The organism is Klebsiella sp. 141161 (assembly GCF_050600815.1).
Lineage (GTDB): Bacteria > Pseudomonadota > Gammaproteobacteria > Enterobacterales > Enterobacteriaceae > Klebsiella > Klebsiella aerogenes.
Map to the genome: position 1 here is coordinate 170466 of NZ_JAQIRN010000004.1, position 15481 is coordinate 185946.

The 15481-nt window shown below is 54.9% G+C and carries 17 protein-coding genes; 6 read left to right on the plus strand and 11 right to left on the minus strand.

Going from position 1 to position 15481, the window contains the following annotated elements; translation table 11 throughout:
* Positions 1-10: 10 nt before the first annotated feature.
* The 3 genes from rpmB to mutM all read left to right on the plus strand — a co-directional run bounded on the left by rpmB (position 11) and on the right by mutM (position 1425).
* Complete coding sequence (rpmB, locus tag PGR79_RS12670; protein ID WP_002436699.1) at positions 11-247, plus strand: 50S ribosomal protein L28; 237 nt, start codon at positions 11-13, stop codon at positions 245-247.
* Between the two features lie 20 nt (positions 248-267).
* On the plus strand, positions 268-435 hold the full coding sequence (rpmG, locus tag PGR79_RS12675) for a 50S ribosomal protein L33 (protein WP_002922510.1): 168 nt from the start codon (positions 268-270) through the stop codon (positions 433-435).
* A 180-nt stretch (positions 436-615) separates the two neighbouring features.
* Complete coding sequence (gene mutM / locus PGR79_RS12680) at positions 616-1425, plus strand: bifunctional DNA-formamidopyrimidine glycosylase/DNA-(apurinic or apyrimidinic site) lyase (RefSeq protein ID WP_113374048.1); 810 nt, start codon at positions 616-618, stop codon at positions 1423-1425.
* Positions 1426-1503: 78 nt separating this feature from the next.
* Here mutM and coaD read toward each other — a convergent pair whose 3' ends face one another.
* The 7 genes from coaD to rfaQ form a co-directional block, all read right to left on the minus strand.
* Positions 1504-1983, minus strand: coding sequence for a pantetheine-phosphate adenylyltransferase (gene coaD / locus PGR79_RS12685; protein WP_015703808.1), 480 nt, complete (start codon positions 1981-1983; stop codon positions 1504-1506).
* A 2-nt stretch (positions 1984-1985) separates the two neighbouring features.
* Positions 1986-2756 (minus strand): glycosyltransferase family 2 protein, encoded by a 771-nt coding sequence (locus PGR79_RS12690; RefSeq protein WP_087858930.1) that lies wholly within the window; start codon positions 2754-2756, stop codon positions 1986-1988.
* A complete protein-coding gene (gene waaA, locus PGR79_RS12695) occupies positions 2756-4030 on the minus strand; it encodes a lipid IV(A) 3-deoxy-D-manno-octulosonic acid transferase (protein ID WP_113374047.1) in 1275 nt (424 codons plus the stop codon). Before waaA ends, PGR79_RS12690 begins: the two co-directional genes overlap by 1 nt.
* Before the next feature lie 92 nt (positions 4031-4122).
* A complete protein-coding gene (locus tag PGR79_RS12700) occupies positions 4123-5112 on the minus strand; it encodes a glycosyltransferase (protein WP_087858932.1) in 990 nt (329 codons plus the stop codon).
* A gap of 30 nt (positions 5113-5142) precedes the next feature.
* On the minus strand, positions 5143-6237 hold the full coding sequence (locus tag PGR79_RS12705) for a glycosyltransferase (RefSeq protein ID WP_113374046.1): 1095 nt from the start codon (positions 6235-6237) through the stop codon (positions 5143-5145).
* 2 nt (positions 6238-6239) lie between these two features.
* Positions 6240-7367 (minus strand): glycosyltransferase family 4 protein, encoded by a 1128-nt coding sequence (locus PGR79_RS12710; RefSeq protein ID WP_113374045.1) that lies wholly within the window; start codon positions 7365-7367, stop codon positions 6240-6242.
* Entirely contained in the window at positions 7364-8440 is a 1077-nt protein-coding gene (gene rfaQ, locus PGR79_RS12715) for a putative lipopolysaccharide heptosyltransferase III (RefSeq protein ID WP_087858935.1), read from the minus strand. The genes PGR79_RS12710 and rfaQ overlap by 4 nt, the downstream gene beginning before the upstream one ends.
* A gap of 111 nt (positions 8441-8551) precedes the next feature.
* Here rfaQ and PGR79_RS12720 point away from each other — a divergent pair, with 111 nt between their 5' ends.
* From PGR79_RS12720 to PGR79_RS12730, 3 genes are all read left to right on the plus strand, one after another.
* Positions 8552-9514: a polysaccharide deacetylase family protein gene (locus PGR79_RS12720; RefSeq protein ID WP_045390617.1), complete on the plus strand. Its 963-nt coding sequence runs from the start codon at positions 8552-8554 to the stop codon at positions 9512-9514.
* Positions 9515-9610: 96 nt separating this feature from the next.
* Positions 9611-10252 carry a hypothetical protein gene (locus tag PGR79_RS12725; RefSeq protein ID WP_045386549.1) on the plus strand — a complete coding sequence of 214 codons (642 nt, stop codon included), beginning with the start codon at positions 9611-9613 and terminating at the stop codon, positions 10250-10252.
* Between the two features lie 6 nt (positions 10253-10258).
* Positions 10259-11488, plus strand: coding sequence for an O-antigen ligase family protein (locus tag PGR79_RS12730; RefSeq protein ID WP_087858936.1), 1230 nt, complete (start codon positions 10259-10261; stop codon positions 11486-11488).
* Positions 11489-11508: 20 nt separating this feature from the next.
* Here the strand turns inward: PGR79_RS12730 and PGR79_RS12735 are convergent, their stop codons facing one another.
* Genes PGR79_RS12735 through rfaD form a run of 4 tightly spaced genes read right to left on the minus strand, consistent with a single transcriptional unit; the run spans position 11509 to position 15398 of the window.
* Complete coding sequence (locus PGR79_RS12735) at positions 11509-12423, minus strand: sugar glycosyltransferase (RefSeq protein WP_087858937.1); 915 nt, start codon at positions 12421-12423, stop codon at positions 11509-11511.
* On the minus strand, positions 12423-13394 hold the full coding sequence (gene rfaC / locus PGR79_RS12740; protein ID WP_087858938.1) for a lipopolysaccharide heptosyltransferase RfaC: 972 nt from the start codon (positions 13392-13394) through the stop codon (positions 12423-12425). The genes PGR79_RS12735 and rfaC overlap by 1 nt, the downstream gene beginning before the upstream one ends.
* Before the next feature lie 3 nt (positions 13395-13397).
* A complete protein-coding gene (rfaF, locus tag PGR79_RS12745; RefSeq protein WP_015703797.1) occupies positions 13398-14456 on the minus strand; it encodes an ADP-heptose--LPS heptosyltransferase RfaF in 1059 nt (352 codons plus the stop codon).
* A 9-nt stretch (positions 14457-14465) separates the two neighbouring features.
* Positions 14466-15398, minus strand: a complete 933-nt coding sequence (rfaD, locus tag PGR79_RS12750; protein ID WP_045390625.1) for an ADP-glyceromanno-heptose 6-epimerase — start codon at positions 15396-15398, stop codon at positions 14466-14468.
* Positions 15399-15481: the final 83 nt, after the last annotated feature.

Sequence of the window (15481 nt, forward strand, 5' to 3'; positions counted from 1 at the left end):
GAGAATAGACATGTCCCGAGTCTGCCAAGTTACTGGCAAGCGTCCGGTGACCGGTAACAACCGTTCCCACGCACTGAACGCGACTAAACGCCGTTTCCTGCCGAACCTGCACTCTCACCGTTTCTGGGTTGAGAGCGAGAAGCGTTTTGTCACCCTGCGCGTATCTGCTAAAGGTATGCGTGTAATCGATAAGAAAGGCATCGATACAGTTCTGTCTGAACTGCGTGCCCGTGGCGAAAAGTACTAAGTACTTAGAGGAAATAAATCATGGCTAAAGGTATTCGTGAGAAAATCAAGCTGGTTTCTTCCGCTGGTACTGGTCACTTCTATACCACCACGAAGAACAAGCGTACCAAACCGGAAAAAATGGAACTGAAAAAGTACGATCCGGTTGTACGTCAGCACGTTATCTACAAAGAAGCTAAAATCAAATAATTTTAGTCTCCTTGTACTAAAACCCCGCCCCGGCGGGGTTTTTTGTTTTATGCTTCATCCTTCGAGCTACAGGTGCGTTGGCTGCATGCGTACAGCCTGGCCGCTTGCTTCGTTAAGCCTCCCGGCCACTCTTCCCGTCGCCTCCCTGTCACCCGAAACTGTGTGGTTAAGAGGAAAAAAATGCCTGAATTACCTGAAGTCGAAACCAGCCGTCGCGGCATTGAGCCACATCTGGTAGGCGCTAACATCCTGCATGCCGTGGTACGCAACGGGCGTCTGCGTTGGCCGGTATCCGAAGAGATTTACCGCCTGAGCGACGAACCGGTGCTGAGCGTGCGCCGACGCGCCAAATACCTGCTGCTGGAGCTGCGCCACGGCTGGATCATTATTCATCTTGGCATGTCCGGTAGCCTGCGCATCCTCAGTGACGAGCAGCCGGCTGAAAAACACGACCACGTCGACCTGGTGCTGAGTAACGGCAAAGTGCTGCGCTATACCGATCCCCGCCGCTTTGGCGCCTGGCTATGGACCAAAGAGCTGGATGGTCATCCGGTGCTGGCGCATCTCGGCCCGGAACCGCTAAGCGATGAATTCAACGCCGACTATCTCCAGCAGCGTTGCGCGAAGAAGAAAACCGCCATTAAACCCTGGCTGATGGATAACAAGCTGGTGGTGGGCGTGGGGAATATCTACGCCAGCGAATCGCTGTTTTCCGCCGGGATCCATCCCGATCGGCTGGCCTCGTCGCTCTCGCATCAAGAATGCGAGTGGTTAGTGAAGATGATTAAGCTGGTGCTGCTACGCTCAATTGAGCAAGGTGGAACGACGCTGAAGGATTTCCTGCAAAGCGACGGCAAACCGGGATATTTCGCCCAGGAGCTGCAGGTTTATGGCCGCAAAGGCGAGCCGTGCCGGATCTGCGGTACGCCGATTATCGCCAGCAAACACGCTCAGCGAGCGACCTTTTATTGCCGCCAGTGTCAGAAGTAGTGGAGAGGGTTGGGGATTATGCCAGGCCGGGTAAGCTGGTAGCCCCGCTACGTGCAGCGCGAGCGGGGCAGGAAATGCCTACTTCAGCTTATTTAACAACGCCTGATGTACGTTAGGCGGCAGGAAGTGGGAGACGTCGCCCTGGTGGCGCGCCACTTCCTTAACCAGCGATGAAGAGATAAACGACCACTCTTTGCACGGCATCAGGAACACGCTTTCCAGCGTGGGCATCAGATGGCGGTTCATGTGCGCCAGCTGCATTTCATATTCGAAATCCGCCACTGCCCGCAGGCCGCGGATTAAAATATTCGCCTGCTGCGCGCGGGCGAAATTGGCCATCAAATCGCTAAAGCCAATCACCTCAACGTTGACCAGATGCGCCGTTGCCTGCTCCGCCAGCGCAATTCGTTCATCGAGGCTGAACATCGGTTTTTTGCTCGGGCTGGCGGCGATGGCCAGCAAAACCTTATCAAACATACCCGCCGCGCGGGTGACGATATCGATATGGCCGTTGGTGATAGGGTCAAAGGTGCCCGGATAGATCGCTTTTGTGCCCATAATTACACTTTCTCCGAGTAGCCGCGGCTGAGTGCCCACAGCTCGGTGTATTTATTAAACGTGTATTGCGCATTGACTACCGCCAGCAGCCAACCCTGTTTTCCATCCAGCACGCCGCCGCGCAGCAGCAGCGTTTTGACGAAGGCGCCCAGCGTATGGCTGAAAATCCCCGCCATCGAGGTCTTCTTGCCCTTCTGATGGCGCTCAAGCGCCCAGGCCGCGGCATAAGCGAGCTGTTTCTGCTGGAAGCCGGAGAAATCGCGGCAGGTCAGGTGCAGCAGATCGCCGCTGAGCGGCACCACTTCGGCCCCAAGGCTATCCAAAGATTCATGCACCAGATTATCGTTATAGCGGTAACGCGCGCGTTCGTACAGGCGCATCACCCGATCGGGATACCAGCCGCTGTGGCGCATAAAGCGTCCGAGGAAGTAGTTACGCCGGGCGATACTGTAGATAACGCCGCGCTGCGGCGCGTCCAGTACCTTGAGGATAGCCTCTTTTAGTTCCGGCGTAACGCGCTCGTCGGTATCAATCATCAGCACCCAGTCGTGGGTGGCGAAGTCTTGCGCGCGCTGGCGCTGAATGCCGTAGCCTTGCCAGTCGGTATTGCTATAGACCTGGGCGCCGAGGCTACGGGCCAGTTCGACGGTATTGTCGGTACTGCCGGAGTCCAGTACCACCACTTCATCCGCCCAGCTTACCGATGCCAGGCAATCGGCGAGCAGGTCGGCGGCATTTTTGGCGATCATCACGACGGAGAGTCGGGTCGACATTAGTGGCTCCGCTGCGGCAGGTAGGGTTGCAGTAACTGTAGCAGACGCGACAGCGCGCCCTGGTTTTGATGCAGCACTTCCACCGCGTGGCGGCCGTACCACAGTCGATAATCTTCGTCGGTCAGCAGGGTAGAAACCTCTCTGACCAGCGAGTCGGCGTCCGTGACGGTGATCAGGCCATCGTCCTGCTGCAGCTTGGCGCAGATATCTTTAAAGTTGAAGGTGTGCGGGCCCATCAGCACCGGAATAGCATGGGCGGCGGGTTCGAGCGGATTATGCCCGCCGCGTTCTACCAGGCTGCCGCCGACGAATGCCAGGTCGGCAATGCCGTAGAGCAGCATCAGTTCGCCCATGGTATCGCCAATCACCACCTGGGTGCTGTTAGACGGAATTTCACCGGTGCTGCGCATGGTGAAGCTCATACCGGCCTTTTGCACCATATCGCGAGCGTCGCCGAAGCGTTCCGGATGGCGCGGTACGAGGATTAATAGCAGGTCGGGGAAGGTTTCCAGCAGTTTTTTATGCGCCAGCAGGATGATTTGTTCTTCGCCATCGTGGGTACTGGTGGCTATCCACACTTTACGGTGCGGCGCCCACTGGCGACGCAGGGTAACGGCGCGGGCCGCCAGTTCAGGGGTGACGGAGATATCGAATTTCAAGCTGCCGGTGACCGCCAGTTGGTTACGTTTAAGGCCGAGCGCGAGGAAGCGGTTGCCGTCTTCTTCATTCTGCGCGGCGATAAGCGTGATACGGCTGAGCAGGCGGCGCATGAAGCCGCCGAGTTTGGCATAGCCTTTCGCGGAACGTTCTGACAGGCGCGCGTTGGCGATCACCAGCGGAATTTTACGCTTATGTAGCGCGCTGACCATATTCGGCCACAGCTCGGTTTCCATCACGATGACCAGTTTCGGCTGCACGCTGTTGAGGAAACGGTTCATGGCGCAGGGGAGGTCATACGGCAGATAGACGTGGTGAACATCTTTGCCAAAAGCGGACATGGCGCGTTCAGAACCGGTCGGCGTCATGGTCGTGACGGTGATCGGCAGTGACGGATAACGATGGCGTAGCGCGCGCACCAGCGGGATAGCCGCCAGCGTTTCACCGACGGAAACGGAGTGCAGCAGAATGCCATCCGGCACTACCTTGTTTTGACAGAAGCCATAACGTTCAGCCCAGCGTTTACGGTAGGCCGGCGCCTTACGGCTGCGCAGCAGCAGTCGCAGCCATACCAGCGGCTGAATGAGGTAGAGTAGGGTGGTATAAAGCAATTCCAAACTATTTATCCGTTTTAGGTTTTTTGCGGGCAAATTCTAAGCATTTAACCCGCGTAAAGCTATCTCTTTGGCGGAAACCGAGGGATTTCGGCCTATGCGGCGTTGAGATAGCGCTTAATGCGCAAATAGCGGCGTCCCAGACGCCAGCGTAAACGGAACGTGCAGGCGTTAGTCCAGATCAGGCGCCAGATGCCGCGTTCGAAGAATTCTTTGATGATAATATGCTTTTTCGACTCATCTTTCATGCAGTCGAAGGTATGAATAATCCCCAACCCCTCTTTGGCTATCTGCCAGCGGCAGGCGGAAATGTGCCGTACCTTGTCCGGATAGCGTTGGTTGATGGCGCTGAGCATCTCGAGGATCTTCATATAATGGCGCGCTGAGCGCATCAGCGTATCGTCGTTGTCTGGCTTATGCGACACCGATTCCGAGTGAATGTAATAGTCGTAAAATTGCTCGCTGGTGTACTGCACGCGTTCGGCGGCCAGCAATGCTTCCGTCGTCCAGGGAATATCCTGATGGCGCAGGCCCGGCTCAAAGTGGAAATGGTGCTGGTTAATAAAATCACGGCGATAGATGTTCAGCCAGGTGACGTGCAGGAACTTACGCGAGTCGAGCGCCTGCTTTAGCCAGACGTAACCCGGCAGGACGCCTGTGGACTGCAGGCGTTCCGGCGGGAAAATTGGGTGGATATCGTCGCGGCTTTCGTACACATAGCGGCCATTACAGGTCGCGACATCGAGATTGCCCTTCTCGGCCATTTCCAGCAGCGTGCGGTACATGCCGGGATAGAACTTATCGTCAATATCCGGGAAGGCGAGGTATTTACCCCTTGCCGCCGCCATACCGGTATTACGCGCTACCGAGACGCCCTGATTCTCCTGCTCCAGCACGGTCACGTTCTGCAGCCTGTCTTTCCATTGGTCGATAACCGCCAGGCTACCGTCGGTAGAACCGTCGTTCACCAGGATCAGCTCATAGCTTGCCAACTGCTGTTGTTCGAGGCATTCAAAGAATTGCGCAAGGAATTTTTCACCGTTATACACGGCGGCCACGATGCTCAATAAAGGCGTTTGACTCATAACTCATTCGATCCTGGTTAAAAAACGACGTCAGGCGCTACGCAGCTGACGGTACTGTTGGCAAATCGACTCTACGCTGAATTTTTCCAGCGCGGCGGAATCAATGGCCGGCGGGCTATGGTAAATGCTTTGCATCGTCTGGGCTAGCGCAGAACTGTTGAGATCGGCCAGACCGCGGGACAGCTCGCCGCTGAGGATCTCGCTGACCCCGCCAGGACAGCGGGTGCTGGCAACCGGCGTATTCAGTAGTAGCGCTTCAACAATGACGTTGCCAAACCCTTCGCTGTCGGAGCTGAGCGTTAGCATTCTCGCATGTTTAATCCACGGCAGCGGGTTGGGCTGAAAGCCTTTAAACAGCACCCGATCGCCGACCTGCAACTGCTGGGCCAGTTGACGAAGCCGCTGTTCCTGCTCCGGTTTTCCCTGACCGAGCAGGACCAGCGGCGCGTCGATACCGCTTTGGGCGTAGGCTTCAATCAGCCGGTCATGGCGTTTACCCGGATGGAAGCGGCCGACGTGGATAATATAGTCCCCTTGAGGAATATCGGCCGGCGCCTCTGCCGCCGCGCGAATGGCGGCGATATCGAACGGGTTATAGATGGTTTTAAGCTGTGCCGGGCGAAGCGCGAACTGCTCAACTAAATCCTTTCCAACCGCATCGGAAACGGCCACCACGTTGCGTCCCTGGTATACACGCTTGATTTTCTGCTGCTTCATCCAGCGGTCAAAACCGCTGCGATGGCCAAGATAAGAGGTAGAGAAAACGCCGTGCAGACAGAACCAGACGTTTCGCCCCTGCAATGCCCGGCTGCGGGCGACGATGCGATCGGTTTTGTGCAGATTTGACAGTACCAGATCGAAGCGACCATGCTGTTCTGCTTGTTCAATCGCGCGATCAAGCTGGCGCGCGCGGCGGGAGAGTTCCGTTAGCTTGCGCCACGGTTTGCGGCAGCGGTCGGCGATAATCTGATAATCGAGCCCTTCCGGCAGCGGATAATCGCAGACGTCGCGCAGCGAAAACAGCGATACCTGTTCGCCCTGGCTAAGAAAATGTTCCGCCAGCGTGAGCACGACTTTTTCCGCGCCGCCCCCCGGCAGACCGTCGATAACAAACAATATACGCATCGTTATTTCACCAGATCCTGATAGAGGGAAAGCAGCTGCGTCGACAGTCGCTCGCTAGTGCAATCCATAATACGTTCGCGGGCGCGTGCGCCTTCAGCGGAGCCCAGCGCGCGCGCGGGCAGCGCCATAACAGCCTGCTGTAACGCGGCAATATCCAGCGCGTCGCAAACGTAGCCGTTATCGCCCTCGGTGATGAACTCCGCGCCGCCGCAGCCGGTGGTGGTGATAACCGGCAGACCGCAGGCCATCGCCTCAAGGATCACATTCGGGAACGGGTCGTATAGCGTTGGCAGCAGTAGACCATCGGCCATCTGATAGAACGGTAGCGTTTCGGACTGCATGCCGAAGAAGCGCACGCGATCTTCGCAGTTCAGCGATTTTGCTAGCTGTTGATAGCGGTTCTGTTCTTTATCTTTGCCGACCACCAACAGATAACGGTCGGTGGGGGCGATGGCGCGGATTGCCGCATCCAGCCCTTTTCGTTCAAATCCGGAACCGACATAAATCAGGCAGCTTGCCTGCAGCGGTAGCTGCCATTTGGCGCGTAAAGCGGCAAAGGTTTCTTCGCCTGGCGGCAGAAACCGCTGGTTATCAATAGCGTTGTAGATGACGTGGATTTTGTCAGCCGGCAGGCCGAAGTCTTCAATGATTTCCTGCTTAATCATCTCCGCATTGCAAATCACCCCGCGCAGGTGCGCGTCCTGATACATCTCGCGTTCCGCCTGCATCACATAACGGTGGTAGCGGTCGGCGAACAGCAGGCGGCTTTTCCAGGCCGGTAAAATGCGCGAGCGCTGCAGCAGCCAGCGGCGATGGACGCCGTCGCCGGCGCGGTAGAGATCGCAACCCGGAATACGCTCATGGCTTTGCACCAGGTCGAATGATTCACTCTGCCAGAGCGCGCGCGCGGCGTTGGCGAAACCGCGTTCCCGGCTGATGCGCCCCCATTTGCGCGGGTTGCAGATGTGAATATGCCAGTCCGGTTTGACAGGCCCTTGCCACTCGCGGGTGATGACGTTCAGTTCCAGATTACTGCTGTCGAGGGCTTCCAGCGCGCGGGAGACAAAGCGCTCCGCGCCGCCGTCAGGGCGATACTTTTGCCGTACCAGAGCCAGCCGGAATTTACTCATGCCAGTACCTTTTTCGCCGCCGCGATGACCGCGTCGGTAGGGATTAAATCAAGATAGCGTTCTTCGGTGTTGGTGTTGATGTCGTCAGGGTCGGGCAGCGGGCCGAAGTCGCCTGCCCAAATAACCTCGCCTTTCGCCTGCCACGGCCGCCAGAAGGTCAGCTTTGATGGGCCAAATAACGCGACGAGCGGCGTACCCAGGGCTGCCGCCATATGCATCGGCACCGAATCTACGCCGATAAACAGGCGGGCGTGATCGATAACCGCGGCCAGCTGGCGGAGCGTCAACTGGCCGGCTAACGAGTGCAGTCGCGCCTGCGGGCAGCCGCTGATGATGTTCTCTACCATCTGCTTTTCTTTGGCGTCAGGGCCAGAGGTAAGCACCACCGCGTAGCCTTCTGCTGACAGCGCATTAATCAGCGCGCTCATGCGCTCTTCGCGCCAGCATTTAAAGAACCAGCGCGAAGTCGGCTGAATCACGATGTAATTTTCCTGGAAGCCATCCGGCAGCAGCGCGCGGCTGTAGGCCCAGTCAGATTCGCTGTAGCCCATCCGCGCCGGCGCATCGTTTATCTCAAGCCCCAGCGGCGCCAGAATAGAGAGGTTTTGCTGCACCGTATGCAGCTGATTGTGCTGCTGGGTAGAAGCAAGCGCGGTGTGGCAGTATCGCCAGAACGGATGACGGCGCTTAGGGAAATCGAAACCGATGCGCGTCGGCGCGCCGGTTAATTTGCTAATGATCGCGCTGGGCCATTGATCGGCAAGGTTGAGCACCATGTCGTAGCGCTGCTGGCGCAGGCTGCGAATGAGCTGCCATTCCATCTTAAGCTGATGCCGCTTGCCCTGCTTTTTCCAGCTGCGATCGATCGCGTAAATCTGGTTAATCTCCGGGTTTGCCGCCAGCATATCCCTGGTCTCAGCATACAGCAGTACATCGACGCGAGCGGCGGGATACTGCTGTTTTAACGCGTTTACAAGCGGGGTGATCAGCAACATGTCGCCGTGGTGGCGCAGCTTAATGACCAGGATCCGCGCCGGGTTCTGCTGGCCGGGGGAGAGGGTTTCAGGCGTCATACTCTGTTCTTCATCCAGGATAAGGGTTCCGATTCTAGGGGATCGCGTAGATTGAGAGAAGCGTTGTATTGCTCTACCATGGACCGATACGTATGGCCTGAGGACGTTTTCGTGCACAATCCCGCATTTCTCATCACGATTGATACAGAGGGTGATAACCTCTGGCAAAAACATGACAGCATCACCACGGAGAATGCGCGCTATCTTCCGCGTTTTCAGCAGCTTTGCGAAAAGTATGGCTTCAAACCGGTCTATTTGACCAATTATGAAATGGCCATCGACCCTTTTTATATCGAATTTGCTAAAGATGTGATTGCGCGCGGCACCGCGGAAATCGGTATGCATCTGCACGCCTGGAACAGCCCGCCAACCGAGCCGCTGACCGCGGATGACTGGCGTCATAAGCCTTATCTCATCGAGTACAGCGATGCCGCCATGCGTGAAAAGGTCGACTATATGACTCATCTACTGGAAGATACCTTCCAGACCAAAATGGTGAGCCATCGCGCCGGGCGCTGGGCGTTTGACGAGCGCTACGCGCGCCTGCTGGTGGAGTACGGTTATCAGGTGGATTGCTCGGTGACGCCGCGGGTGAACTGGAAAACCGCTAAGGGCGCGCCGCAGGGCGATGGCGGTACGGATTATCGCCGCTTCCCGCAACATGCTTATTTTCTCGATGAAAATGATATCAGCCGCGAAGGGCATTCCCCGCTGCTGGAAGTGCCGATGAGCATTCAGTATAAGCACTCGGCGTGGATGAATAGCGTGAAGCAGGGCTACGATAGACTACGCGGTAAAGTTCGTTCGCCGTCCGTGCACTGGCTGCGTCCAATGGGCGGCAACGTCGAAACCATGAAAAAAGTAGTTCAGCAGACGCTGGCGCAGGGTAATGATTATGTTGAGTATATGCTGCATTCATCGGAGTATATGCCAGGCGGTAGCCCGACCTTTAAGAATGAACAAGATATTGAACGTTTATATGCCGATCTGGAAGCGTTCTTTAGCTGGCTTGCGCCGCAGGTCCGCGGAATGTCTTTAGCAGAATATTATAATTTCAAGAGAAATCTTACATAAAACAATCATTACTGATAGAGGTGCGGCGTTAATCTGGTGTAATATCATCAGTCTAATGAATAATTAACGCCTGAATTATTAAGATACTGAGGTTTTATGAAGATAGCAACCGTACTACGCTCTGGCGGTGATTATAACCAAAGCCATGTGCAGTGGTTATACAAACAATTGCCAGCAGACATCGAGAAAGTGTGCTTTACCGATTTAACTATTCCTGGCGTTAACACCATTAAACTAACTGAAGATTTGCCAGGTTGGTGGTCAAAAATCGAGATGTTTAATCCGGATTCGGTTGCCGAAGATATTTTTTATCTCGATTTAGATGTCGTCGTTGTCGGCGATATTAGCGATATTCTGGCAAATAAACAGCTGACCATGCTGAGTGATTTTTTCTTTCCTCAGAAAACGAAAAACTCCGCCATCATGCGCGTTCCGCATGAGGAAAAGTACAAGGTCTGGGAAGCGTTTAAGCGCTATCCTGAGCTATTCATGACGCGCTATCAGAGCGGTGGCGACCAGGAGTTTATCAGCAAAATCTATCCACACGCCGCTATCTGGCAGGACATTTTACCCGGACAGATCGTTAGCTATAAAAAGCATGTCATTCATAAGAAGAAGAATGAACATGCCACCGGTGATGGCACCGTGCCTGCGGGGACGCGAATTGTCTGTTTCCATGGAAAACCACGTCCTTGGGACTGCGGTGAAGCCTGGGTGCCACCATTTGAGAAAGCTTAATTATTTATGAGTAAAGTGATGTCGCCTGTGACAATATTGCTTCTGGCAATATTGTCATGTGTTTTTGTGATGCCGGAGAAAATCATGGGTAGGAATCTTTTTTACCTGTCTTCGGTGATTACCTTAATTTATGCCGTAATTAACAGAAAGCGTCTTACTTTTAAAAAAGAGGAGATATTTCTGTCTCTGACGTTATTGATGTTAGGGGCCTCACAGCTTATTTGGTCATATCGCTTTCCGGGTAATCCGTCTGAAATTTATATGGCTGATGTTAGCTATCCTCGCTCAGGCGCTTATTTGATGATCGGCTCGGTGATGATGCTACTCTTGCCAGCGGTATTACGGACAACAGCAATACAATATGGCAAAAGTTTGAGTTACGCATTAGTCGCGGGCTTTTCAGTATTGACGTTGTACGCTTTACATTATCATTTTTTTGTTTCCGGCGATCGTCTGAGAATCGATAACTCCGCAACTCTAAGCGCCTATCTTTATACGATATACTCGTTATTGACGCTGTATGCTTTAGCTTGCGTCAATATCCGCTATCGCAACTATATTGCCAGCGGTGTGATATTTTTCTCGCTGTGGATTATTTTCCTGACCGAAACTCGCTCGGCGCTGCTTATTTATCCGGCGGTACTGCTCTATGCCCTACTGACCGGTAACGTGATGTCGAAGAAAAAATCAGCGCTGGCGTGCCTGATGCTGTTGGTTGCTGGCCTGGCAGTGATTGAGTTGGCGTTTCCCTCGCTGAAAGATCGGGCGAGTGAAGCGGTCACTGAGATCTCGGACTATCAAAGCGATAACAATACCTCGATGGGTTCCCGGCTCAGTATGTGGCATACCGGGATCTATGAAATTATTGCTCATCCCGGTGGCGTAAGCTCGCAGCAGCGTTTCCAGATCCTCTCGCAATTGATGTATGAGAAAGAGCAGGGGAATCCAGAGGGGTTGCGCAACATTGTTTATCATCTTCATAATGATTTGATCGAAACCATGTCGCTACAGGGCGTTATTGGCGGCCTCTTCCTGCTGGCGTTGTATGGCGCGATGCTGCTCTATGTTTACAGAAAGGCGACGCTGAAATGCGCATTGGCGTTTATTGGCGCGCCGGTGATTCTTTTTGGCTGCGTCGATACTCTGTTTATCCACGACAGATTTATCATTATGTTTATTGTGGCGTTAGCCGTTTTCACGGCGTTATCGCCGGAAAAGTCTGCGGAAGAATCGTGATGGAATGATGAAGTGGCCGTTCAGGCCACTTCATGTAGCGCTTGAGATAACGGCATTTTAGGAAATACCTGTTCAGGAATTGCGCTATTAAGGGAAAGATTAATTACCGTAATACCCTTTGCCTGTAAATGACGGCTGGCGAGTTCAAAGGCGGGGAAAACCATACCATCTACTTTATCTGCGAGATAGGATGGGAGCTTATTGTCGCCGTTTTCATAAAATCGCGGTTGCTCAAAATTATTCATATCCAGACCGGCAATAATAATTCTGTTGAATCCCAGCCAGGCGATAATCTGCAGCGCCCAGTAAGCCACCGTTCCCGCATCAAATATCCCTTTGCGAATATCGGTTGAGAAACCAATATGGCTTAAGTGCTGGTGCAAAAGCGCACTTGGGGAGCGGCTAAAGGCCGTTGCGATATCGTTTCCGGGGATCTTCGGCTGGTAAATCTTATAACAGGCATCTTCAATCAGGGCGAGTCGACACTGAATATTGTTGAGCCCGATGCGCTCAATGATTTTGGCAATACCGTGGGTAGTGGTAAAAAAGAGGATTCGCGGATTACTGACAATACCGGCGATAACCTCGGGTTTACGATCAAAAAACTCCATATCAACGATCAGATACAGAGAAAACCCTAGCTTTCCTTCGAGAAAGTAAGCGCCGTTGACGCCCATTACCGGCAACGATGACGGGATAATCGAAAAATCGACATCGTTGATCGATGGGCCGGTCGCGGTGAGCAGCATTGGCCCGGAGAAAGCGTTTTTTAATTCACTTAGGCTACACAGCGGTACCGATTCGCCCTTGTATTGTAAGGCACAAATTTCACCGCTTTCCGCCCGGCGGATCTTTACCCACGGCCACAGGTTTTCATTGTGGCGATAGGCGCGCGGGCGGGTATAGCGATAAATTTGCTTGAATAGCGATCCCATTAAACCAATCCCTGTGCTTGCAACAGTTGCTGAACATGCTCAGCGGTAATATCGCCGGTGCTGCTACCGTGCGGCGGGCGGACAATATGCTGGTTTTTACCATATCCGCCAATCAGTCCCGGATCGGTTGGGCCGTAGAGCGTGAAATTGGGTTTATCGAGCGCCGCGGTCAGATGGCTCAACCCGGTGTCGACGGAAACCACGCCGCGTGCGCCAGCCAGAATCTGCGCAACCTGCTCAAGGCTCATGCGCGGCAGTACATCGACGTTATCGCGTCCTTCCGCCAGCCGTTTTGCCCGCGCCTCTTCGTGCGGCGCGCCCCACGGCAGCTTAATACGTACGCCGCTACCTGCCAGTAGATCGAGAAGCGCTTGCCAGCATGCTTCCGGCCAGTGTTTATCATCGCGGGTGGTGGCGTGCAGGAAGACCAGATACGGCTCTGTTGCCGGTGCGTCAGGGCGAATAAAGTGGCGCGCGATGGCGTAATCACCCTGCGTTTGCGGCCTGGCATAGCCCAGGCTTTTGGCGAACAGTTCGCGCGTACGCTCTACTGCGTGCTGCTCGACAGCAATATGGTGGCGACGGTTATAAAACAGGCTTGCCAGCGGCTCGCGGGCGGACTGCCAGTCCATGCCATGTTTGACGCCGTGCGCCAGACGCGTTACCAGCGCGGCGCTTTTCACCAGCCCCTGCGCATCAATAATGGCATCGTAGTTGACGGCCTTTACGGCATCGCGAAAGGCTTTTCTTTCCGCTTTGATAGGCGCGGAAAACCAGGCTTTGCGCCAGCGGCGAATCGCCACCGGAATCACCCGCTCGACGGCGGCATGCCATGAAGGGATCTGCGCGAAGCCTTCTTCAACCACCCAGTCAAAGCGGATACCGGGGATGGCCTGCGCGGCGTCGGTTAGCGCGGGCAGCGTGTGCAGCACGTCGCCCATGGACGAGGTTTTTACGATCAATACCCGCATCCGCTACGCTTCCTCGTGCTCGGTTTTTTCCGCTAACAGTTCGTTCAGCTCTTGCAGGACGCGTTCTGGAGTGATGTCGATCAGGCTTTGATGATAGCCCTCAGCGGCATCGCCTTTGCGCACCTTGTGGTAGCCGCTAATCAGGCGAATAACCCGCGCTTTATGCGACAGGGGCGGGGTAAAGTCCGGGCTGCTCGGGCCGTAAAGCGCCACCAACGGGCGGTCCAGCGCGGCGGCGACGTGCATCAACCCCGAATCGTTGCTGACCACGGCCTGACAGGCGGCAATCAGAATCACGGCCTGTTCCAGCTGGGTTTCGCCAGCCAGGTTACGACACCAGGCCTGCTGCTCGCTGCTAAGCGCGGCGATGATCTCTTTGCCGGCATCGTTATCTTTCGCCGAGCCGAAGAGCGCAATCTGATAACCATCGTCAATGAGCTTTTTCGCCAGCGCGGCGTAGTGGTAATGCGGCCAGCGTTTGGCAGGGCCGAACTCTGCGCCGGGGCAGAAGCCGATAATGGGCCGATCGTTTGAAAGATTAAAGGCGTTGCAGGCCTGTGATTTTTCGCCGTCGTTGACCTGCAGCTGCGGCCATAGCAGCGGCTGCGGAAGGTCTTTAGCGCAGCGCATGACGCCGTTGTCGTAGGCCAGCGCCACGTAGCGCTCCACCATCAGCGGCCAGGCGTCTTTATCCAGCACGCGGGCGTCGTTAAGCAGGCCATAGCGCATCTCGCCGCGCCAGCCGGTGCGCAGCGGGATGTTGGCAAAGAATGGCACCAATGCCGATTTAAACGAGTTCGGCAGCACGTAAGCGCGATCGTAGCGACGATCGCGCAGACTGTGGCCGAGTTTGCGGCGTTCGCCGATAGCCAGCGCGCCGTGGCCGAGCGGCATGGCGATCGCTTCGTTGACTTCCGGCATGCGCGATAACAACGGACGGCACCATGCCGGCGCCATCACGTCGATAATCGCCTGGGGATAGCGCGCCCTGAGCGTACGATAAAGACTTTGCGACATCATCATGTCGCCCACCCAAGACGGGCCTATCACCAATATTTTCATGCTTGTTTCTTACGCGTCGCGGTTGAGCCAGGCCATATATTCCGTTACGCCTTCGGCAACGGTTTTGAACGGTTTGTCATAGCCCGCTTTACGCAGGTTAGTCAGGTCGGCCTGCGTGAATGCCTGATAGCGGCCTTTCAGTTTGTCCGGGAACGGGATGTATTCAATGCTGCCTTTCTTATGGTACGCCAGGGTCGCATCGGCGACGGCCTGGAAAGATTCCGCGCGGCCGGTACCGAGGTTGAAGATACCGGAAACGCCATTTTCCCAGAACCACAGGTTCACCGCGGCGACGTCGCCGACATAGACGAAGTCGCGTTTGAAGCCGTCGCTGCCTTCGAACAGTTTCGGACTTTCGCCATTATTCAGCTGGGTATTGAGGTGGAAGGCCACGCTCGCCATGCTGCCTTTGTGCCCTTCGCGCGGCCCGTAGACGTTGAAATAACGGAACCCGACGATCTGTGAATCCGCTTCCGGCAGGATCTGACGGACGTATTCGTCGAACAGGAATTTAGAGTAGCCGTAGACGTTCAGCGGTTTTTCAAATTCGCGGGACTCGATAAAGTCGCTGGTGCGCCCGCCGTAGGTGGCGGCGGAAGAGGCGTACAGGAACGGGATTTCGCGCTCCAGGCAGTAGTGCAGCACCTCTTTGGAGTACTGATAGTTGTTATCCATCACATACTTGCCGTCCCACTCGGTAGTGGAAGAGCAGGCGCCTTCGTGAAATACCGCTTCAATCTCGCCAAACTCTTCGCCGGCCATAATCTGGATCAGAAAATCTTCTTTATCCATGTAGTCAGCGATGTCCAGATCCACCAGGTTTACGAATTTGGTGCCGTCTTTCAGATTGTCTACAACCAGAATATCGGTGATGCCTTTGTCATTCAGGGCTTTAACGATGTTGCTGCCGATAAAGCCTGCGCCGCCGGTTACGATGATCATAACTGTACCTTTGAAGTAGAAAGCCCGGAAACAATCCGGACATGAATACTCCTATCATATCACTACATCCGAAAGGCTTCAGC